At 54.9% G+C, this 19,680-nt stretch carries 18 protein-coding genes and 1 pseudogene; 13 read left to right on the top strand and 6 right to left on the bottom strand.

Annotated features, from left to right (window positions below; genetic code table 11):
• Positions 1-405 precede the first annotated feature (405 nt).
• A complete protein-coding gene (alaE, locus tag OGY07_RS12670; protein ID WP_042288498.1) occupies positions 406-855 on the top strand; it encodes an L-alanine exporter AlaE in 450 nt (149 codons plus the stop codon).
• Between the two features lie 32 nt (positions 856-887).
• On the opposite strand, the gene OGY07_RS12665 is transcribed toward alaE, so the two are convergent.
• Positions 888-1,232, bottom strand: a complete 345-nt coding sequence (locus OGY07_RS12665) for a DUF2002 family protein (RefSeq protein WP_042288502.1) — start codon at positions 1,230-1,232, stop codon at positions 888-890.
• A gap of 162 nt (positions 1,233-1,394) precedes the next feature.
• Between OGY07_RS12665 and OGY07_RS12660 the strand changes: the two genes are divergently transcribed.
• From OGY07_RS12660 to proX, 8 genes are all read left to right on the top strand, one after another.
• Positions 1,395-1,721: an ElaB/YgaM/YqjD family protein gene (locus OGY07_RS12660; RefSeq protein WP_042288505.1), complete on the top strand. Its 327-nt coding sequence runs from the start codon at positions 1,395-1,397 to the stop codon at positions 1,719-1,721.
• A gap of 261 nt (positions 1,722-1,982) precedes the next feature.
• Positions 1,983-2,228: a glutaredoxin-like protein NrdH gene (nrdH, locus tag OGY07_RS12655; RefSeq protein ID WP_042288508.1), complete on the top strand. Its 246-nt coding sequence runs from the start codon at positions 1,983-1,985 to the stop codon at positions 2,226-2,228.
• Positions 2,225-2,635, top strand: a complete 411-nt coding sequence (nrdI, locus tag OGY07_RS12650; RefSeq protein ID WP_042288511.1) for a class Ib ribonucleoside-diphosphate reductase assembly flavoprotein NrdI — start codon at positions 2,225-2,227, stop codon at positions 2,633-2,635. The genes nrdH and nrdI overlap by 4 nt, the downstream gene beginning before the upstream one ends.
• Positions 2,608-4,752: a class 1b ribonucleoside-diphosphate reductase subunit alpha gene (nrdE, locus tag OGY07_RS12645; RefSeq protein ID WP_286600935.1), complete on the top strand. Its 2,145-nt coding sequence runs from the start codon at positions 2,608-2,610 to the stop codon at positions 4,750-4,752. Before nrdI ends, nrdE begins: the two co-directional genes overlap by 28 nt.
• A 10-nt stretch (positions 4,753-4,762) precedes the next feature.
• Positions 4,763-5,722 (top strand): class 1b ribonucleoside-diphosphate reductase subunit beta, encoded by a 960-nt coding sequence (gene nrdF / locus OGY07_RS12640; protein ID WP_042288515.1) that lies wholly within the window; start codon positions 4,763-4,765, stop codon positions 5,720-5,722.
• Between the two features lie 354 nt (positions 5,723-6,076).
• The gene (gene proV, locus OGY07_RS12635; RefSeq protein ID WP_060569138.1) at positions 6,077-7,279 is read left to right on the top strand and encodes a glycine betaine/L-proline ABC transporter ATP-binding protein ProV; all 1,203 of its coding nucleotides are present in this window, start codon (positions 6,077-6,079) and stop codon (positions 7,277-7,279) included.
• Positions 7,272-8,336, top strand: coding sequence for a glycine betaine/L-proline ABC transporter permease ProW (proW, locus tag OGY07_RS12630; protein WP_286600930.1), 1,065 nt, complete (start codon positions 7,272-7,274; stop codon positions 8,334-8,336). Before proV ends, proW begins: the two co-directional genes overlap by 8 nt.
• Positions 8,337-8,345: 9 nt before the next feature.
• Positions 8,346-9,341 (top strand): glycine betaine/L-proline ABC transporter substrate-binding protein ProX, encoded by a 996-nt coding sequence (gene proX / locus OGY07_RS12625; protein ID WP_042288521.1) that lies wholly within the window; start codon positions 8,346-8,348, stop codon positions 9,339-9,341.
• Between the two features lie 52 nt (positions 9,342-9,393).
• On the opposite strand, the gene OGY07_RS12620 is transcribed toward proX, so the two are convergent.
• Complete coding sequence (locus OGY07_RS12620; protein WP_286600927.1) at positions 9,394-10,794, bottom strand: DUF1996 domain-containing protein; 1,401 nt, start codon at positions 10,792-10,794, stop codon at positions 9,394-9,396.
• Between the two features lie 211 nt (positions 10,795-11,005).
• Here OGY07_RS12620 and OGY07_RS12615 point away from each other — a divergent pair.
• The 4 genes and pseudogenes from OGY07_RS12615 (at position 11,006) to emrB (ending at position 15,952) form a co-directional block, all read left to right on the top strand.
• Positions 11,006-12,189, top strand: a pseudogene (locus OGY07_RS12615) (MFS transporter).
• A 381-nt stretch (positions 12,190-12,570) separates the two neighbouring features.
• Positions 12,571-13,101, top strand: coding sequence for a transcriptional repressor MprA (gene mprA / locus OGY07_RS12610; RefSeq protein ID WP_042288528.1), 531 nt, complete (start codon positions 12,571-12,573; stop codon positions 13,099-13,101).
• A gap of 123 nt (positions 13,102-13,224) precedes the next feature.
• Positions 13,225-14,397, top strand: a complete 1,173-nt coding sequence (emrA, locus tag OGY07_RS12605; protein ID WP_042289046.1) for a multidrug efflux MFS transporter periplasmic adaptor subunit EmrA — start codon at positions 13,225-13,227, stop codon at positions 14,395-14,397.
• A gap of 16 nt (positions 14,398-14,413) precedes the next feature.
• A complete protein-coding gene (emrB, locus tag OGY07_RS12600; RefSeq protein ID WP_042288532.1) occupies positions 14,414-15,952 on the top strand; it encodes a multidrug efflux MFS transporter permease subunit EmrB in 1,539 nt (512 codons plus the stop codon).
• 101 nt (positions 15,953-16,053) lie between these two features.
• Here the strand turns inward: emrB and luxS are convergent, their stop codons facing one another.
• From luxS to yqaB, 4 genes are all read right to left on the bottom strand, one after another.
• Positions 16,054-16,569: an S-ribosylhomocysteine lyase gene (gene luxS / locus OGY07_RS12595; RefSeq protein WP_060569134.1), complete on the bottom strand. Its 516-nt coding sequence runs from the start codon at positions 16,567-16,569 to the stop codon at positions 16,054-16,056.
• Positions 16,570-16,718: 149 nt separating this feature from the next.
• Positions 16,719-18,275, bottom strand: a complete 1,557-nt coding sequence (gshA, locus tag OGY07_RS12590; protein ID WP_286600924.1) for a glutamate--cysteine ligase — start codon at positions 18,273-18,275, stop codon at positions 16,719-16,721.
• Positions 18,276-18,351: 76 nt separating this feature from the next.
• The gene (locus OGY07_RS12585) at positions 18,352-18,780 is read right to left on the bottom strand and encodes a YqaA family protein (RefSeq protein WP_042288542.1); all 429 of its coding nucleotides are present in this window, start codon (positions 18,778-18,780) and stop codon (positions 18,352-18,354) included.
• On the bottom strand, positions 18,777-19,343 hold the full coding sequence (gene yqaB, locus OGY07_RS12580) for a fructose-1-phosphate/6-phosphogluconate phosphatase (protein WP_181822644.1): 567 nt from the start codon (positions 19,341-19,343) through the stop codon (positions 18,777-18,779). Before yqaB ends, OGY07_RS12585 begins: the two co-directional genes overlap by 4 nt.
• Positions 19,344-19,680 lie beyond the last annotated feature (337 nt).

Here is a 19,680-nt window from a genome sequence, read left to right as displayed (position 1 = left end):
GTATTATTCCGTTCTCATTCTCTGGCGTGCCCATCACCCTATTCTTTAATGCTTTCTGAATTATATTCAGGCTAATTTTTAGCGCGCCGTATGCGCTAGCGGAATAAGCTCAGGCGCTACCTTTGTCAAATTTTCGCTTATAACAAACTTTGCCGTCAGGCATTTTATAATAACCCACTGATTTTTAATGATTTCCACTCTATGAACAACGAAAACTCCACGCAACGCGCTAAACGCGCCGCCGCAGAGTATTTTATCGACAAAAAGCCACAAAATAAAAAGATTTCTCTAGTTGATAGTTACAAGGCAGCCATATAATCTATCATTAAGCGAAAACACCGCCCAAAACCACTACACAAAGCTTGTTTGCTATCGATTTTATCCTCTTTTGACAGGAGCATTAGCATGTTCTCACCGCAGTCACGCTTACGTCATGCCGTCGCTGACACGTTTGCGATGGTTGTTTATTGTTCTGTTGTGAACATGTTGATTGAGATCTTTCTTTCCGGGATGACCTTTGAACAGTCTCTGTCATCGCGACTGGTCGCTATTCCGGTTAATATTCTGATCGCCTGGCCGTACGGTATGTATCGCGATCTGTTTATGAAAGGCGCGCGCCGTTTAAGCACCGCGGGCTGGATGAAAAATCTGGCGGATGTGCTGGCGTATGTAACCTTTCAGTCGCCGGTATACGTAGCGATCCTGCTGACAGTGGGTGCAGACTGGCACCAGATTACAGCAGCGGTGAGTTCGAATATCGTGGTATCAATGATGATGGGGGCGGTGTATGGCTATTTTCTCGATTACTGCCGCCGGCTGTTTCGGGTTAGCCGTTACCAACAGATCAAAGCCTGAAGCGTGAGCGACTGGCCTTGCCAGTCGCTCAATTATTTAGCCTCGCCAAACAGCCCATTTAAATATCGCTCAAGCGCAATACGCGAACTAAAGCCGTGCGGAATACCGTAATGTTCATGGGTCTCGCCGGCTAAATAAAGCGGAAAATGCTGGTAATGATCGCAGGTTTTTATTTCCGAGGCAGGTTCCGCCAGCGATGAACTGCGCTCTTTCAGGGTAGGATGAATCACCAGCGCCGTGCGTCCCATGCGCGCTTCACGATTCACATAAACATAATTTTCGCCACGTCGATAACCGTACGCTTTCTGTGTCACCACATCGACGGTAAACCCCACTTTTTCAAGTACGCGCGCCACCTCGTCAGGTCGTAAATACATATATTTTCCTCGTTATCTTTTACTGCGGGCTTACCTTACCTGATTCAGCATTAGCAACGCTTTCAGAAAAGTCCATAAACACGCGATAACGCCGTGATGCGTCTCAGAAGTTAAAAATATGAACTAAACTGAAAAGCGACATCGAAATCACTGGAGGATCATATGTTTAACAGACCGAACCGCAACGATGTAGATGAAGGCGTGCAGGATATTCATAATGACGTCAACCAGTTAGCGGATAGCCTGGAAGCCGTGCTGAAGTCATGGGGTAGCGATGCGAAGGACGAAGCGGAAGCCGCGCGGCGTAAAGCGCAGGCGCTGCTGAAAGAGACCCGCGCGCGGATGCAGGGTCGTACCCGCGTTTCGCAAGCGGCACGTGACGCCGTTGGCTGCGCCGATACCTTTGTACGTGAGAAACCGTGGTGCAGCGTCGGAACGGCGGCGGCCATTGGGATCTTTGTTGGCGCGCTGTTAAGCCTGCGTCGCTAACCGCGTGACGCTTGTCCGGCCTGCCTGCACAGTGGGCCGGATAAGATTTCCCCCCGTTGCTCTACCGCCATTCGACTCACTTGCGCCCATAGCAGCCCATTCCCGCTGAGCTCATCATCAGGACCACCATCAATCGGAATTTCCCATATCTTGTATGGTTGAAACTTATTTCAACTACATCTAGTATTCCCTTTATCAACTCACACTCAACCGACGCGTCACATCGCGCCGTTCTTTTCATTTTAAATGGAAATACGAATCATGCGCATTACTATTTACACTCGCAATGACTGTGTTCAATGCCACGCCACGAAACGGGCGATGGAAAGCCGGGGCTTTGACTTTGAGATGGTAAATGTCGACCTGGAACCCGACGCTGCGGATACGCTGCGCGCACAGGGCTTTCGCCAACTGCCAGTCGTCATTGCAGGAGACATCAGTTGGTCGGGATTCCGCCCGGACATGATCAACCGCCTGCATCCGGAACCACGCGTGGCCAGCGCATGAACCCGCTCGTCTACTTCTCCAGCAGCTCCGAAAATACGCACCGTTTTATCCTGCGTCTGGGGCTGCCCGCCATTCGCATTCCGCTGAATGAACGCGAGCGTATCCGGGTAGACGAGCCGTACATTCTGGTAGTGCCCTCCTACGGGGGCGGCGGTACGGCGGGGGCGGTCCCCCGGCAGGTGATCCGCTTTTTAAACGATGAACACAACCGGGCGCTCATTCGCGGCGTCATTGCCTCGGGCAACCGCAACTTTGGTGAAGCCTACGGTCGCGCAGGCGACGTGATCGCCCAAAAATGCGCCGTTCCCTGGCTTTATCGCTTTGAGCTAATGGGTACGCCAGCCGACATTGAGAACGTCCGAAAAGGAGTAAGCGAATTTTGGCAACGACAACCGCAGAACGCGTAATGCAGGAAAAACGGGACTACCACGCGCTGAACGCGATGCTCAATCTGTACGATAAAGCAGGCCGTATTCAGTTCGAAAAAGACAGCGAGGCGGTGGATGCTTTTTTCGCCGCCCACGTTCGCCCTAACGCCGTGACGTTTAGCAGCCAGCAGGAACGACTCGACACGCTCGTTAACGAAGGCTATTACGATAGCGGCGTGTTGAGCCGCTACGATCGCCGGTTCGTGCTGGATTTGTTTGCCCACGCCCACGCCAGCGGTTTTCGCTTTCAAACCTTTCTCGGGGCGTGGAAGTTTTACACCAGCTATACGCTGAAAACCTTCGATGGCAAACGCTATCTGGAAGACTTTGAAGACCGGGTGGTGATGGTGGCGTTGACGCTCGCTCAGGGGGATGAAACGCTGGCCACGCGGCTAACCGACGAAATGCTCTCGGGGCGCTTTCAGCCCGCCACGCCGACCTTTTTAAACTGTGGAAAACAGCAGCGTGGCGAACTGGTTTCCTGCTTCCTGCTGCGCATCGAAGACAATATGGAATCGATTGGCCGGGCGGTGAACGCCGCGCTCCAGCTATCAAAACGCGGCGGCGGCGTGGCGTTTCTGCTCTCTAACCTGCGGGAAGCGGGCGCGCCGATTAAGCGCATTGAGAATCAGTCCTCAGGGGTGATCCCGGTAATGAAGATGCTGGAAGACGCGTTTTCTTATGCCAACCAACTCGGCGCGCGTCAGGGGGCGGGGGCAGTATATTTGCATGCGCATCACCCGGATATCCTGCGCTTTCTCGATACCAAACGCGAAAACGCCGATGAAAAAATTCGCATCAAAACGCTCTCACTCGGGGTGGTGATCCCGGACGTGACCTTTCGGCTGGCAAAAGAGAACGCGCAAATGGCGCTGTTTTCTCCTTATGACGTGGAGCGCATCTACGGCAAACCGTTCGGCGATATCGCAGTAAGTGAGCTTTATGATGAGCTGGTCGCCGACGCGCGGGTGCGCAAAACATACATTAACGCCCGCGACTTCTTCCAGACGCTTGCTGAAATTCAGTTCGAATCCGGCTATCCGTACATCATGTTTGAGGATACGGTAAACCGCGCGAACCCCATTGCTGGCCGTATTAATATGAGCAACCTGTGCTCGGAAATTTTGCAGGTTAACAGCGCTTCCACCTATGATGAAAATCTCGACTACGCGCAGGTCGGCCACGACATTTCCTGCAATCTTGGCTCGCTGAATATCGCTCATACTATGGATTCGCCAGACATCGGGCGCACCGTGGAAACGGCTATCCGCGGCCTGACAGCGGTATCCGATATGAGCCACATCCGTAGCGTGCCGTCGATAGAGGCGGGCAACGCCGCGTCACATGCGATCGGGCTTGGGCAAATGAACCTGCACGGGTATCTGGCGCGCGAAGGCATTGCCTACGGCTCACCGGAAGGGCTGGATTTCACCAATCTTTACTTCTACACCATCACCTGGCATGCGCTAAACACCTCGATGCTGCTGGCGCGAGAGCGCGGTCAGACTTTTGCCGGATTCTCACAATCGCGTTACGCCAGCGGAGAATATTTCACCCAGTATTTGCAGGGCAACTGGCAGCCCAAAACAGAGAAAGTTCGCGCGCTGTTCGCCCGCAGCGGCATTACCCTGCCGACGCGCGAAATGTGGCAACAATTGTGCGACGACGTGATGCGCTACGGCATTTACAACCAGAATTTACAGGCGGTACCGCCCACCGGCTCGATTTCGTACATTAATCATGCGACTTCCAGCATTCATCCGATTGTCTCGAAGGTGGAGATCCGCAAAGAGGGCAAGACCGGGCGCGTTTACTACCCTGCCCCGTTTATGACCAATGAAAACCTGGCGATGTATCAGGATGCGTATGAGATCGGCCCGGAAAAAATCATCGACACCTATGCCGAAGCGACGCACCATGTGGATCAGGGGCTGTCGCTGACCCTGTTTTTCCCGGACACTGCGACCACTCGCGACATTAACAAAGCGCAGATTTACGCCTGGCGAAAAGGCATTAAGTCGCTGTATTACATCCGGCTGCGCCAACTGGCGCTGGAAGGCACTGAAATTGAAGGCTGCGTCTCGTGCGCACTGTAAGGAGAGCGGAATGACATTAACACGCGTGAGCGCCATTAACTGGAACAAGATTCAGGATGACAAAGATCTGGAGGTGTGGAATCGCCTGACCAGCAACTTCTGGTTGCCGGAAAAGGTGCCGCTGTCGAACGATATTCCGGCATGGCAAAGTTTAAGCCCGGCGGAGCAACAGCTCACTATCCGCGTCTTTACCGGGCTGACGCTGCTCGACACCATTCAGAATATCGCTGGCGCGCCGTCGCTGATGGCCGATTCCCTCACTCCACACGAGGAGGCGGTGCTGTCGAACATCAGCTTTATGGAAGCCGTGCATGCCCGCTCCTACAGCTCAATCTTCTCGACGCTCTGTCAGACGAAAGATGTCGATGCCGCCTACGCGTGGAGTGAAGAAAACGCGCCGCTCCAGCGCAAAGCGCAGATTATTCTGGCGCATTACGCCCACGGCGAACCGCTGAAAAAGAAGATTGCCAGTGTTTTTCTTGAGTCTTTTCTGTTCTATTCCGGCTTCTGGCTGCCAATGTATTTCTCCAGCCGCGGCAAACTGACCAACACCGCCGATCTGATCCGCCTCATCATCCGCGACGAGGCGGTGCATGGCTATTACATAGGCTATAAGTACCAGAAAGGGCTGGAGAAACTGCCGGAACCGACGCGTGAAGAACTGAAGAACTTCGCGCTGGATTTACTGATGGATCTGTACGACAACGAAGTCCGCTATACCGAAGAACTGTATGCCGACACCGGCTGGGCGGAGGACGTGAAAGCGTTTCTCTGCTACAACGCCAATAAGGCGCTGATGAACCTCGGCTATGACGCGCTGTTTCCGGCAGAGATGGCGGAGGTTAACCCGGCGATTCTCGCGGCGCTGTCGCCAAACGCGGATGAAAACCATGACTTTTTCTCCGGTTCAGGCTCGTCCTACGTCATGGGCAAAGCCGTCGAAACCGAAGATGAAGACTGGAATTTTTAACGCAAATTATCTTAAAAATAGCCCGACAGTTTTCGGGTAAATATTTTTTACGGATCGCGTTTTTATCACACAAATATCGTCGAGTGAACTACACTCATTCACTGATGCCTTATTCGCCTGAATGCTTCCTCATTCAGGCGAATTTTGCCTGTCCGTGTCCACAAATATCATTTTTTTACACTTGCGATCAGCCCTTATATCACGGGGAATTCCGGCAAATTCCCCCTGGGGCTATTTCACCAATTCACACATTCAGGGTTGTCTCAGATTCTCAGTATGTTAGGGTAGAAAAAAGTGACTATTTCTATCGGGTAACATATCGACATAAATAAATAACGGGAATCTTTCTATTGCATGGCAATTAAATTAGAAGTTAAGAATCTATACAAGGTATTTGGAGAGCATCCGCAACGCGCCTTCAAGTATATTGAAAAAGGACTTTCGAAAGAGCAAATTCTGGAAAAAACAGGGCTATCGCTTGGCGTAAAAGACGCCAGTCTGGCCATTGAAGAAGGCGAGATATTTGTCATCATGGGATTATCCGGTTCGGGTAAATCCACAATGGTACGCCTTCTCAATCGCCTGATTGAACCCACCCGCGGACAGGTACTGATCGACGGCGTGGATATTGCAAAAATATCCGAAGCTGAACTTCGCGAGGTGCGCAGAAAAAAGATTGCGATGGTCTTCCAGTCATTTGCGCTGATGCCGCATATGACCGTGCTGGATAATACGGCTTTCGGCATGGAATTAGCCGGCGTCTCCGCCGAGGAACGTCGGGAAAAAGCGCTGGACGCCTTACGCCAGGTCGGTCTGGAGAATTACGCGCACGCCTGGCCTGACGAACTTTCCGGCGGCATGCGTCAGCGTGTTGGTCTGGCCCGCGCCTTAGCCATTAACCCTGACATTTTATTAATGGACGAGGCCTTCTCAGCCCTCGACCCGTTAATTCGTACCGAAATGCAGGATGAACTGGTAAAACTGCAGGCAAAGCATCAGCGCACAATTGTGTTTATTTCCCACGATCTCGACGAAGCGATGCGCATTGGCGACCGTATCGCCATTATGCAAAATGGCGAAGTGGTCCAGGTCGGTACACCGGACGAAATTCTCAATAATCCGGCCAATGATTATGTACGCACATTCTTCCGTGGCGTTGATATTAGCCAGGTGTTTAGCGCGAAAGATATTGCCCGTCGCAGTCCGGTGGGGCTGATTCGTAAAACGCCAGGTTTCGGCCCGCGTTCGGCACTGAAATTATTGCAGGATGAAGACCGGGAATTTGGCTATGTAATTGAGCGCGGAAATAAATATGTGGGTGTGGTTTCCATCGACTCATTAAAAAGCGCATTAAGCCAGACTCAGGGGATCGAAGGCGCGTTAATTGACGAACCGCTGGCCGTTGATGCGCAAACTCCGCTTAGCGAGTTGCTCTCTCATGTTGGACAGGCGCCGTGCGCGGTGCCGGTTGTCGATGAAGAACAACAGTATGTCGGCATCATTTCAAAACGCATGCTGCTACAGGCTTTAGATCGCGAGGGGGCAAATAATGGCTGATCAATCGAATCCGTGGGATACCGCACCAGCGGCCGATAGCGCCGCTCAGTCCGCCGACGCCTGGGGCTCGGCGGCCAGCACGCCGACCGACGGCGGTGGCGCAGACTGGCTGACCAGCGCGCCCGCACCGGCGCCAGAGCATTTTTCTATTCTGGATCCGTTCCATAAAACCCTGATCCCGCTCGACAGCTGGGTCACGCACGGGATCGACTGGGTCGTAACCCATTTCCGTCCCGTTTTCCAGGGCATACGTGTCCCGGTGGATTACATTCTTAACGGCTTTCAGCAACTGTTGCTGGGTATGCCTGCGCCGGTAGCGATTGTTATTTTCGCCCTGCTCGCCTGGCAGATCTCCGGCGCTGGGATGGGCGTGGCGACGCTGATCTCGCTGATCGCGATCGGTGCGATCGGCGCCTGGTCGCAGGCGATGATTACCCTGGCGTTGGTACTGACCGCCCTGCTGTTCTGCGTGGCGATTGGCCTGCCGATGGGGATCTGGCTGGCGCGCAGTCCGCGCGCGGCGAAGATCGTCCGGCCACTGCTCGACGCCATGCAGACCACGCCGGCGTTCGTGTACCTGGTGCCGATTGTGATGCTGTTCGGTATCGGCAACGTGCCAGGCGTGGTAGTGACCATTATCTTTGCGCTGCCGCCTATTGTCCGTCTGACGATTCTTGGCATCAACCAGGTGCCGGCGGACCTGATCGAGGCATCACGTTCGTTCGGCGCCAGCCCGCGGCAGATGCTGTTTAAGGTTCAGTTACCGCTGGCGATGCCGACCATTATGGCTGGCGTCAACCAGACGCTGATGCTGGCGCTGTCGATGGTGGTTATCGCCTCGATGATTGCCGTCGGCGGTCTGGGTCAGATGGTGCTGCGCGGTATTGGCCGTCTCGATATGGGGCTGGCGACCGTCGGCGGGGTGGGGATTGTGATCCTCGCCATTATTCTTGACCGCCTGACTCAGGCCGTCGGTCGCGATTCCCGCAGTCGCGGCAACCGTCGCTGGTATACCACCGGCCCTGTCGGGTTACTTACCCGCCCATTTACAAAATAAGGAACAACGATGCGACATAGCGTACTTTTTGCCACAGCGTTTGCCACCCTTGTCTCTACCAGCACGTTCGCGGCTGACCTGCCGGGCAAAGGCATTACCGTTCAACCGGTACAGAGCACCATCACCGAAGAAACCTTCCAGACGCTGCTGGTGAGCCGCGCGCTGGAAAAACTGGGTTACACCGTCAGCAAGCCGAGCGAGGTCGACTATAACGTCGGCTACACCTCCATCGCCTCTGGCGATGCCACCTTTACCGCCGTGAACTGGCAGCCGCTGCATGATGATATGTATGCCGCAGCAGGCGGCGACAAGAAGTTTTATCGCGAGGGAGTCTTTGTTACCGGCGCGGCGCAAGGGTATCTGATCGATAAGAAAACCGCCGAGCAGTACAACATCACCAATATCGCCCAGTTAAAAGATCCGAAGATTGCAAAGATTTTTGACACCAACGGCGACGGAAAAGCGAACATGATGGGCTGCTCGCCGGGCTGGGGCTGTGAAGCAGTAATTAATCACCAGAACACAGCGTTCGATCTGGAAAAAACCGTTGAGGTCAGCCACGGTAACTATGCGGCGATGATGGCCGACACCATCACCCGATTTAAAGAGGGCAAGCCGATTCTGTATTATACCTGGACGCCATACTGGGTGAGCGACGTTATGAAGCCGGGCAAAGATGTGGTCTGGCTGCAGGTGCCGTTCTCTTCCCTGCCAGGCGAGCAGAAGGACATTGATACCAAATTGCCTAATGGTGCGAACTATGGCTTCCCGGTGAACACCATGCACATCGTCGCCAACAAAGCCTGGGCCGAGAAAAACCCGGCGGCGGCGAAACTGTTCGCGATCATGAAGCTGCCACTGGCGGACATCAACGCGCAAAACGCGATGATGCATGCGGGTAAAGCCTCAGAAGCCGACGTTCAGGGTCATGTGGACGGCTGGATCAAAGCCCACCAGCAGCAGTTTGACGGCTGGGTGAACGACGCGCTGGCCGCACAGAAGTAAGGTTTACCTCTTGCCGGATAAGGTGCTCAGGCCCCTTATCCGGCACAGGCAATTATCTCTCCGGCGTCTTTTTATAGCCCGTCAGCATGAGCACCAGGCTTTCCCGTGAGTCTGCATTGTTGAACTGATAATGATTCCCCTGGCGATCGCCGCCGATATACCACGCGATTTCCGTTTTCCCCTCGGCCAGCGCCTTGCGCACGGCTTTGTCCACGTCCACCATCCGGTATTCTTTCGCGTTATTAAGATACAACACGGCATCTGAACGATAGTGACAGGCCGGGCGATTTTGCCAGGTGACACTGTGCGGATCCCAGTCGCTGCTGGTCGGGTAGAAAAAGATTTGATCCGCGCCGTTGCTCTCGACCTTGCCGCCATAAATACGGATGCGATATTTAAACAATGACGGATCCTGCCCCGCCGGTAGCGCCGGGATCGCGAATTTCACCAGCGTCATGGTTTCCGGGTTATGCGTGCGCCCACCGTTTTGCCAGTTATCCTGAATCAGCAGCTTTTCCGCCGCATTGGTTACTGTCTCCGGCTGCTCGCTGCTGATCCACGTCGCCACCGCCTTTTCATAGCGATACGGTACGTTCAGCCCGCAGTCCATACCGTTGTTCATGCACAGTTCCGTCATAAAGCGCGCGCCGTCCTCCGTCCAGCCGTTCATAAAGTCGGCATGTGCGGTGTAGATGCTTCCCCAGCGTTCTTCACGCTCGTCGCCGTTCATGATCGGGTCGAGAGAAAGCTGCGCTTTTGCGGTGTCCAGCGACGTAATTCCCGGGATCACATACGCCACGTTCATGTTTACCGTCGGGATTTTCACCGGATAGCCGGACGGACACTGACCGTTGCTGTCATAGGCGGCGTTTGGCATACCATGACCGGGTTTCAGGTGAATACCGTCCCAGCAGTCAGGAAACTGGATGCCAATGTTGAACTGTACCGCGTCCCCCGCTTTACGCAGACCGCATACTTCTCCGGCTTTGGTGGTATAGCCTTTCCCGTTGGCGCACAAAAAAGTAATGCGGGGATTTGGCGCCGCGCCGTGGTGATCGCCCGCCAGCAATGAAAGTCCCGCCGGAAACGGATGCAGCGGATACTCTGTCGTATTTTTGGCCTGATAGTAGGTTTTTTGATAGGCAGGCGGCACTACCGTCCCGTTCGGCAACTTCAGCGACGGGGCCCAGTACGCGGAGCTGTCCGCTTTATTATCGCAAGTGGTTTCTTCCTTCGCCCGCAGCGTCGGGTAAGTGGATACCGCATCGGTATGGGTATTACCGAAGAAGTCATGCCACATCGCCTGGTTCGGCATACCAAACATCATGATGGCGTCATCGCCCAGCGTGTGGCTGTAGCCGCATACCACATGCGCCTGCGGTGCGGCACACGCGGGCGCTATTGCGGCGGTCATCAATATCGAAAGCCCTGTCAACGTCGTGCTCAGTTTCATCGTCATCTCCTGTGATGAAAAAGAACATTGGTAACAGAGCGACGCGCCGCCACCGAACGCTTTCGCGACCGATTTTCTTCAGTTTGCCGGTTTCCCCCTACGCTTCGTGAAAAACGCACAATCGATCACCTCGCGATGTGCCAACAATCATTGACTTCCGCTATGATTGATTCCCCTGGAAATCATCACCTGACTGACGATAACAAACATAATGACAAAAAATACTCACCCGCTTAGCCCGGCGCTGATCGTGCTTATGTCGGTAGCGACGGGCCTGGCGGTTGCCAGCAATTATTATGCGCAGCCGCTGCTCGACACCATCGCCAACAATTTCTCTCTATCTGCCAGCTCTGCGGGATTTATTGTCACCGCCGCACAGTTGGGCTATGCCGCCGGCCTGCTGTTTTTGGTGCCGCTTGGCGATATGTTTGAGCGCCGGACGCTGATTGTCTCGATGACGCTGCTGGCCGCAGGAGGAATGCTCATTACCGCCAGTAGCCAGTCGCTGACGATGATGATCCTCGGCACCGCGCTAACCGGACTGTTTTCGGTGGTCGCCCAGATTCTGGTGCCGTTGGCGGCGACCCTCGCCACACCGGACAAGCGTGGTAAGGTGGTCGGCACGATTATGAGCGGATTGTTGCTCGGTATCCTGCTGGCGCGGACGGTAGCGGGCTTACTTGCCAGTCTCGGCGGCTGGCGCACCGTATTCTGGGTAGCCTCTGCACTTATGGCGCTGATGGCTGTCGCCTGTGGCGCGGCTTGCCAAAAATGAAGTCAGAGACGCATCTCAATTATCCGCAATTGCTCGGTTCGGTATTCAGCCTGTTTACCCGCGATAAATTGCTGCGCACGCGCGCGCTGCTGGGTTGTCTGACCTTCGCCAACTTCAGCATCCTCTGGACATCAATGGCCTTTTTATTGGCGGCGCCGCCGTTCAGCTATTCCGAAGGGATGATAGGCCTGTTTGGGCTGGCGGGCGCCGCGGGGGCGCTGGGCGCGCGTCCGGCGGGCGGCTTCGCCGATAAGGGACATTCTCATCTCACCACCACCTACGGTTTGCTGTTGCTGCTGCTTTCCTGGCTCGCTATCTGGCTGGGGCACGCCTCGGTACTGGCATTGATCGTCGGGATTCTGGTGCTGGATCTCACGGTGCAGGGCGTACACATTACCAACCAGACGGTGATTTACCGGCTCTACCCGGATGCCCGTAACCGACTTACCGCAGGCTATATGACCAGCTATTTTATCGGCGGCGCCGCCGGTTCGTTAGTTTCAGCCTCTGCCTGGCAACATGCCGGATGGGCAGGCGTGTGCCTGGCGGGAACCACCGTTGCCGTACTCAACTTGTTGGTCTGGTGGCGAGGATTTCATCGACAGGAAGCCGCAAATTAATCGGTTAGCGAGCGTTTACCTCTGTTTCGGCTCCTTAGGGTGTTAAGGAGCCCCCCAGTCTGTTAAGGTTATAGCAATCATTTACCCTGGTTATTTTAACATTGGTGATATCGCATAAATTTCTATGGAAAGCCCCACTCCCCTTTCCGAACCCAACCCGGCGCCATGCATGGAAGGATTCACCGAAAGCTTATCCACCGTCATGAGTAACCTGCCCGCCGCGTTTTCCTATCCCCATTGTCGGGTGCCCTGAGCTACGGATTAGCCTCAGAGGCGCTGGCGATTTTATAACCCGTAAGAATCATTTTGCTTTAATAATACATTTACTTTATTTGTCACTGTCGTTACTATATCGGCTGAAATTAATGAGGTCATGCCCAAATGGATAGTTCGTTTACGCCCATTGAACAAATGCTAAAGTTTCGCGCCAGCCGCCACGAAGACTTTCCGTATCAGGAAGTGTTGCTCACCCGTCTTTGCATGCACATGCAGGGCAAGCTGCTGGAAAACCGCAATAAAATGCTGAAGGCTCAGGGGATTAACGAGACGTTGTTTATGGCGTTGATTACGCTGGAGTCTCAGGAAAACCACAGCATTCAGCCTTCTGAACTGAGTTGTGCGCTGGGTTCGTCCCGTACTAACGCAACGCGTATCGCGGATGAACTGGAAAAGCGCGGCTGGATCGAACGCCGCGAAAGCGACAACGATCGCCGTTGCCTGCACCTGCAGTTGACCGAAAAAGGCCACGAATTTCTGCGCGAGGTGTTACCGCCGCAGCATCACTGCCTGCACCAGCTGTGGTCCTCCCTTAGCACCGCAGAAAAAGATCAGCTTGAGCACATCACCCGTAAGCTTCTGACGCGTCTCGATCAGATGGACCAGGATGGCGCCATTCTTGAGGCGCTGAGCTAACGCGTCGACTCGCTCAATAATCCAGATTAAGAAAGAAAACTGACTGGCCAGCACCCGCGCGTGCTGGCCTTTCTGATAAACAGTTCGGCCAAGCCGACAAAAAATAAGATCGTGGAGAACAACATGAGCGCAAATGCGGAGATGCAAACCCCGCAGCAACCGGTCAAAAAGAAAAGCAAACGTAAAAGTACGCTGATTCTGCTGACCTTGCTCTTTATCGTTATTGCCGTGGCATATGGGATCTATTGGTTTTTAGTATTGCGTCATTTCGAAGAAACGGATGATGCGTACGTGGCAGGGAACCAGGTTCAAATCATGGCGCAGGTATCCGGCAGCGTGACGAAAGTCTGGGCGGATAACACGGACTTTATCAAACAGGGCGATGTCCTCGTCACCCTCGACCAGACGGATGCGAAGCAGGCGTTCGAAAAGGCGAAGACAGCGCTGGCCTCCAGCGTTCGTCAGACGCATCAGTTGATGATCAACAGCAAACAGTTGCAGGCGAACATTGACGTACAAAAAACCGCCCTCGCCCAGGCGCAAAGCGACTTTAAACGTCGCGTGCCGCTGGGTAACGCCAACCTGATTGGTCGCGAAGAACTGCAACATGCCCGCGACGCGGTTGCCAGCGCCCAGGCGCAGCTTGACGTCGCCATACAGCAATATAACGCGAATCAGGCGATGATCCTTAACAGCAAGCTCGAAGATCAGCCTGCTGTTCAGCAGGCGGCGACCGAAGTGCGTAATGCCTGGCTGGCGCTTGAACGTACGCGGATCGTTAGCCCGATCACCGGTTATGTCTCTCGACGCGCCGTACAGCCCGGCGCTCAGATCAGCCCGACAACGCCGTTGATGGCCGTTGTTCCGGCCACAAATCTGTGGGTCGACGCCAACTTTAAAGAAACCCAACTGGCGCATATGCGTATCGGCCAACCGGCAACGGTGGTCAGCGACATCTACGGCGATGACGTTAAATACACGGGTAAGGTCGTCGGTCTCGATATGGGGACAGGCAGCGCTTTCTCCCTGCTGCCCGCGCAGAACGCGACCGGCAACTGGATCAAAGTGGTACAGCGTCTACCGGTTCGTATCGAACTGGACGAGCAGCAGTTAGCCCAGCACCCGCTGCGCATTGGTTTATCTACGCTGGTGACCGTCGATACGGCTAACCGTGACGGACAGGTACTGGCAAGTACCGTGCGCAGCACACCGGTTGCGGAAAGTAACGCTCGCGAGATCGACCTTGCGCCGGTGAATAAACTGATCGAAGAGATTGTGCAGGCCAACGCCGGCTAATTCCGAGGTGCGTGTTATGCAACAGCAAAAACCGCTGGAGGGCGCGCAGCTCGTCATCATGACGATTGCGCTGTCGCTGGCGACATTCATGCAGGTGCTGGACTCCACCATTGCTAACGTGGCGATCCCCACCATCGCCGGGAACCTCGGCTCCTCCCTGAGCCAGGGAACGTGGGTGATCACCTCCTTCGGGGTGGCGAACGCCATCTCGATTCCTATTACGGGCTGGCTGGCGAAGCGCGTCGGGGAAGTGAAACTGTTCATGTGGTCTACGGTGGCGTTTGCCATCGCCTCGTGGGCATGCGGCGTCTCCAGCAGCCTGAACATGCTGATCTTCTTCCGCGTGGTTCAGGGGATCGTCGCCGGGCCGCTGATCCCACTCTCCCAGAGCTTACTGCTGAATAACTACCCGCCCGCCAAACGTTCTATCGCGCTGGCGCTGTGGTCGATGACCGTCATCGTCGCACCGATCTGCGGCCCGATTCTGGGTGGCTACATCAGTGACAACTACCATTGGGGCTGGATCTTCTTCATCAACGTCCCCATCGGGATCGCGGTGGTGCTGATGACGCTGCAAACCCTGCGCGGTCGCGAAACCCGTACTGAGCAAAGACGGATTGATGCCATCGGTCTGGCGCTGTTGGTGGTGGGTATCGGGAGCTTGCAGATTATGCTCGACCGGGGCAAAGAGCTGGACTGGTTCGCCTCGCAGGAGATCATCATTCTGACGGTGGTGGCGGTGGTCGCCATTAGCTTCCTGATTGTCTGGGAGCTGACCGACGATAACCCCATTGTCGATCTCTCGCTCTTTAAGTCGCGCAACTTCACTATCGGCTGTTTGTGTATCAGCCTTGCCTACATGCTTTACTTCGGGGCGATTGTGTTGCTACCGCAGCTTTTGCAGGAGGTCTACGGCTATACTGCGACGTGGGCGGGTCTGGCCTCGGCGCCCGTTGGGATAATCCCGGTGATCCTGTCGCCGATTATTGGCCGCTTCGCGCATAAGCTGGATATGCGCAGACTGGTGACGTTCAGCTTCATTATGTACGCCGTCTGCTTCTACTGGCGCGCCTACACGTTTGAGCCGGGAATGGACTTTGGCGCTTCGGCCTGGCCGCAGTTTATCCAGGGCTTCGCGGTGGCCTGCTTCTTTATGCCGCTGACCACCATCACGCTGTCGGGACTGCCGCCTGAACGCCTGGCGGCGGCATCAAGTTTGTCGAACTTTACGCGAACGCTGGCAGGTTCCATTGGCACCTCGATCACCACAACCCTGTGGACCAATCGGGAATCAATGCACCATGCGCAGTTGACCGAGTCGGTGAACCCGTATAACCCGAACGCCCAGGCAATGTACGATCAGCTTCAGGGCATGGGGATGACGCAGCAGCAGGCGTCAGGCTGGATCGCCCAGCAGATCACTAACCAGGGACTGATCATCTCAGCCAACGAGATTTTCTGGATGTCGGCAGGCATCTTCCTGATATTGCTTGGCCTGGTCTGGTTCGCCAAACCGCCCTTCGGCGCAGGTGGCGGTGGCGGCGGCGCGCACTGATTAAAAAGGCCAGTTCATCTGAACTGGCCTTTTTTATGCCGGGCGGCGTTTATCCGTGGTCGACCGGGTAAGGCGCGTAGCCTTGCTATCCGGCAACGCAACTAGATATGCAGCTCCTGCAATTTTTCTTTCGGCAGCGCCAGTTCTTCGTTGCTGTTGACGCGAACGTCGCGCTCCAGAATGTGGCGGGCAATCTCCTGCGCTTCGCTCAGGGAATGCATCTGGTACGTGCCGCATTGATAGACGTTCAGTTCCGGGATCTGATTCTGATCCTGCACTTTCAGTACGTCAGCCATCGCTGCTTTCCACGCATCCGCCACGCGCTGCTCGTCTGGCGTACCGATCAGACTCATGTAAAACCCGGTGCGGCAGCCCATCGGCGAGATGTCGATAATCTCAACGCCGTTACCGTTGAGGTGATTACGCATAAAGCCTGCAAACAGATGCTCCAGCGTGTGGATCCCTTTCTCCGGCATCACCTCTTTGTTGGGGATGCAGAAACGCAGGTCAAACACGGTAATTGCGTCGCCGTGCGGGGTGTTCATCGTTTTCGCAACGCGGACGGCAGGTGCTTCCATCCGGGTATGATCGACAGTGAAGCTATCTAACAACGGCATTTAGCCACCTCCGATATTATTTTTTAAAATAAACTGAACTCTTCGTTTCGGGGCGAGTCTGAGTATATGAAAGACGCGCATTTGTTATCATCATCCCTGATTTCAGAGATGAAATTTTGGCCACTCACGAGTGGCCTTTTTCTTGTCTGTCAGGCCTGTTTTTCCAGCCAGCGTTCAAAGGGTTCGCTGTCCGCCGCTTCCACCTCATGTTGACGCCGTAAAGATGCCTCGCGTTCAGCGATAAACTCTTCTTCCTGCAAGATCTCCAGCGGCTCTTCGCGCAGCACATTACGCCAGGCTTCGCCCAGCGCTTTACCGGTGCCGCCAATCCCGTTGTCGATCATCGAACGCAGGATCCGCGCCGAAAACGTCAGTTCCGGGTTATCAAAACAGGCGACCAGTTCGTCGCACACTTTCTGATAATCCTCTCCACCGTGAATGCTGTCCAGCGTTTGCGCTACGCGTTTGAGATCGCGGAACAGATCTTTTCCGACTTTCGTCAGCGGGAACTGCGCGGTTTCGCAGCCAATCCCCAGCGTCAGCCCCGGCTTGCGCCCTTCCAGAATCACCCGATTCCAGTTGGTACGCGTACACTGCAGCTCGCCGCTGCTCATCTCCGGCGCGTCGGCCAGCACGCACCAGACCATGAACAGATCGAGGAAACGCACCTGTTGCTCGTCAACGCCAATTGGCGAGAAGGGATTGATATCCAGCGAGCGAACTTCAATGTATTCAATGCCGCCGCGCAGCAGTGCGTCTGAAGGCGACTCTCCGCTGCGGGTCACGCGTTTGGGACGGATTGGCGCATACAGCTCATTTTCGATTTGCAGCACGTTGCTGTTGATCTGCAGTCGCTTACCGTCTTTCTCGATACCAATGGCCGCGTATTCTTCTGACGGCGTTTTGATCGCGCGTTTCAATCCTGCCACATAGTCGTGCAGATCGTTAAACGTAATACCGAGATTACTTTGCGATTTATTGGTATAGCCGAGATCGCTCAGACGCAGCGAGGTCGCGTACGGCAGGTAGTACATGCCGCAGTCGGTTTTCTCGAAGGGCAGCGTGGTCGGTTTCCCCTGCAGGAAGGAAGAACAGATCGCCGGCGACGCGCCAAACAGGTACGGAATGACCCAGCCGAAGCGATAGTAGTTGCGGATCAGGCGAAAATAGCCAGCCGAGATTTTCTCTTTTGCCGCTTCGCCGTCCATCTCGCCGCACTTCGCCTGCCAGAACGCCATCGGCAGGGAAAAGTTATAATGCACGCCGGAGATCGTCTGCATTAGCGCGCCGTAACGGTTTTTCAACCCTTCGCGGTACAGTGTTTTCATCCGCCCGACATTCGAGGTGCCGTATTGCGCCAGTTCGATATCCTGCCCTTCCGCGATGTAACAGGGCATACTCAGCGGCCACATGCGCTCATCGCCCAGTTTTCTGGCGGTGTAGCGGTGCAGATCGCGCATGAACGTCAGCATATGCTGAATGTCACCGTCCACCGGCGTAATGAATTCCAGCAGCGCTTCGGCAAAATCCGTGGTGATCCATTTATGCGTCAGCGCCGAGCCCAGCGCTTCCGGATGCCCCGTTGTCGCCAGGGTACCGTCAGCATTCACGCGCAGCGTTTCGCGCTCCAGCCCGCGCTGTATGCCTTTTAGAGCCTGAGGATGTCTTTCCAGCCAGGTCAGAGCCTGTGATACGTCCGGGATCAAATTGACCTCCCGCCTGTCAAAATCGTTTTAATTAGCATAATTGTAGTGGTTGCCCTGAAGGCTATTCCAGGCACAATTAGTGCCACCATAAAGAGCCCTGAATGGTTGCAGCCGCGACGACAATATAGCGCAGCGCTTTGCCAAGGCATAAAAAAAAGAGCACTGGTCCCCACGGGAGGCGCATCCACCCCGCTAACAGGCACAGTAAATCGCCCACTACCGGCATCCAGCTTAATAATAGCGCCACCGCGCCATAGCGATTAAGCCAGCCTGTTGCTTTCTCCTGCCAGCGCGATGTTTTGCGTAGCGGAAAGAAACGCCCAAGGATAACGTTAGTTAGCCCTCCAAGGCTATTACCCATTGTTGCTGTTATGACTAAGACCCAGGGATGAGAAATCCCGGAAAGCAGCATGGCAACCAGAACGACCTCAGAGTTGCCAGGCAACAGCGTCGCACTGAGAAAACTGCTGGCGAACAAAGAGAAGAGCGACAGTACGTCACTCACAGCAAACGCACATCCACGACATCCATGCCTGCGGCGCGTGCTGCCTGCACGCCAAAATCAGCGTCTTCAAATACCACACAGCGAGCCGGAGGCACGCCCATGCGTTCTGCGCAGAGAAGAAAGGTATCCGGCGCCGGTTTATGGCGCAGTACGTGGTCAGCGGCAATCACGGCGTCAAAATAACGACGCAGGCCCAGGTGCGCCAGCAACGCTTCGGCAACGGCGCTTTCACTGCCGGTGCCAACCGCCATCGGACGACGACCATGCCATGCCTTCACAACGTCGACCAACGGCAAGGGTTCGACGCTGTCGAGCAACATGCGTTTTACCGCCGCGGTTTTTTCTTGCGCCAATGCGTGCGGATCGAGGTCCGCCTGGTTCAGTTCAATGATCGCCTGCGCGATACGCCAGGTCGGTGAACCGTTAAGCGCGATCATCGCCTGAAGATCGAAATGCATACCGTAACGGCCTAATACTTCGTCCCACGCCTTACGGTGTGTCGGCTCAGTATCCAGGATGGTGCCATCCATATCGAAAATCAGACCCGCATAACGTTCGTACATTGTGTTCTCGCAAACCGTAGAAACCAGACGTTATTTTATCGTAATGGCGGGATTTTGTCGCTGACGGCGAAAGTGAGGATTGTTAAGGGAAGAAGAAGTAAATAAAACGGGAAGTAGGGGATTATCTCAGAGAAGATGGTGCATCCGGGATGATGACTCGGCTGCGCCTCGCCCTTCGGGCCATTGCTTAAGCAACGTTATCCTCCCTGGTGCTTACGGTAAATCCGCAGCCCCTGAAACAACAGCGTGGCTATTGATTCGGAGAAGATGGTGCATCCGGGAGGATTCGAACCTCCGACCGCTCGGTTCGTAGCCGAGTACTCTATCCAGCTGAGCT

This window comes from Citrobacter sp. Cs237, assembly GCF_030332325.1.
In the GTDB taxonomy this organism is placed as follows: domain Bacteria; phylum Pseudomonadota; class Gammaproteobacteria; order Enterobacterales; family Enterobacteriaceae; genus Citrobacter_A; species Citrobacter_A sedlakii.
Note: the sequence above shows the minus strand (reverse complement) of the source record. Positions and strands in the feature narration are given on the sequence as shown.

Coding starts and splice junctions, on each gene's coding strand:
- alaE (WP_042288498.1), top strand. CDS start 406: ATGTTCTCACCGCAGTCACGCTTACGTCATGCCGTCGCTGACACGTTT.
- OGY07_RS12665 (WP_042288502.1), bottom strand. CDS start 1,232: ATGTATTTACGACCTGACGAGGTGGCGCGCGTACTTGAAAAAGTGGGG.
- OGY07_RS12660 (WP_042288505.1), top strand. CDS start 1,395: ATGTTTAACAGACCGAACCGCAACGATGTAGATGAAGGCGTGCAGGAT.
- nrdH (WP_042288508.1), top strand. CDS start 1,983: ATGCGCATTACTATTTACACTCGCAATGACTGTGTTCAATGCCACGCC.
- nrdI (WP_042288511.1), top strand. CDS start 2,225: ATGAACCCGCTCGTCTACTTCTCCAGCAGCTCCGAAAATACGCACCGT.
- nrdF (WP_042288515.1), top strand. CDS start 4,763: ATGACATTAACACGCGTGAGCGCCATTAACTGGAACAAGATTCAGGAT.
- proV (WP_060569138.1), top strand. CDS start 6,077: ATGGCAATTAAATTAGAAGTTAAGAATCTATACAAGGTATTTGGAGAG.
- proW (WP_286600930.1), top strand. CDS start 7,272: ATGGCTGATCAATCGAATCCGTGGGATACCGCACCAGCGGCCGATAGC.
- proX (WP_042288521.1), top strand. CDS start 8,346: ATGCGACATAGCGTACTTTTTGCCACAGCGTTTGCCACCCTTGTCTCT.
- OGY07_RS12620 (WP_286600927.1), bottom strand. CDS start 10,794: ATGAAACTGAGCACGACGTTGACAGGGCTTTCGATATTGATGACCGCC.
- mprA (WP_042288528.1), top strand. CDS start 12,571: ATGGATAGTTCGTTTACGCCCATTGAACAAATGCTAAAGTTTCGCGCC.
- emrA (WP_042289046.1), top strand. CDS start 13,225: ATGAGCGCAAATGCGGAGATGCAAACCCCGCAGCAACCGGTCAAAAAG.
- emrB (WP_042288532.1), top strand. CDS start 14,414: ATGCAACAGCAAAAACCGCTGGAGGGCGCGCAGCTCGTCATCATGACG.
- luxS (WP_060569134.1), bottom strand. CDS start 16,569: ATGCCGTTGTTAGATAGCTTCACTGTCGATCATACCCGGATGGAAGCA.
- yqaB (WP_181822644.1), bottom strand. CDS start 19,343: ATGTACGAACGTTATGCGGGTCTGATTTTCGATATGGATGGCACCATC.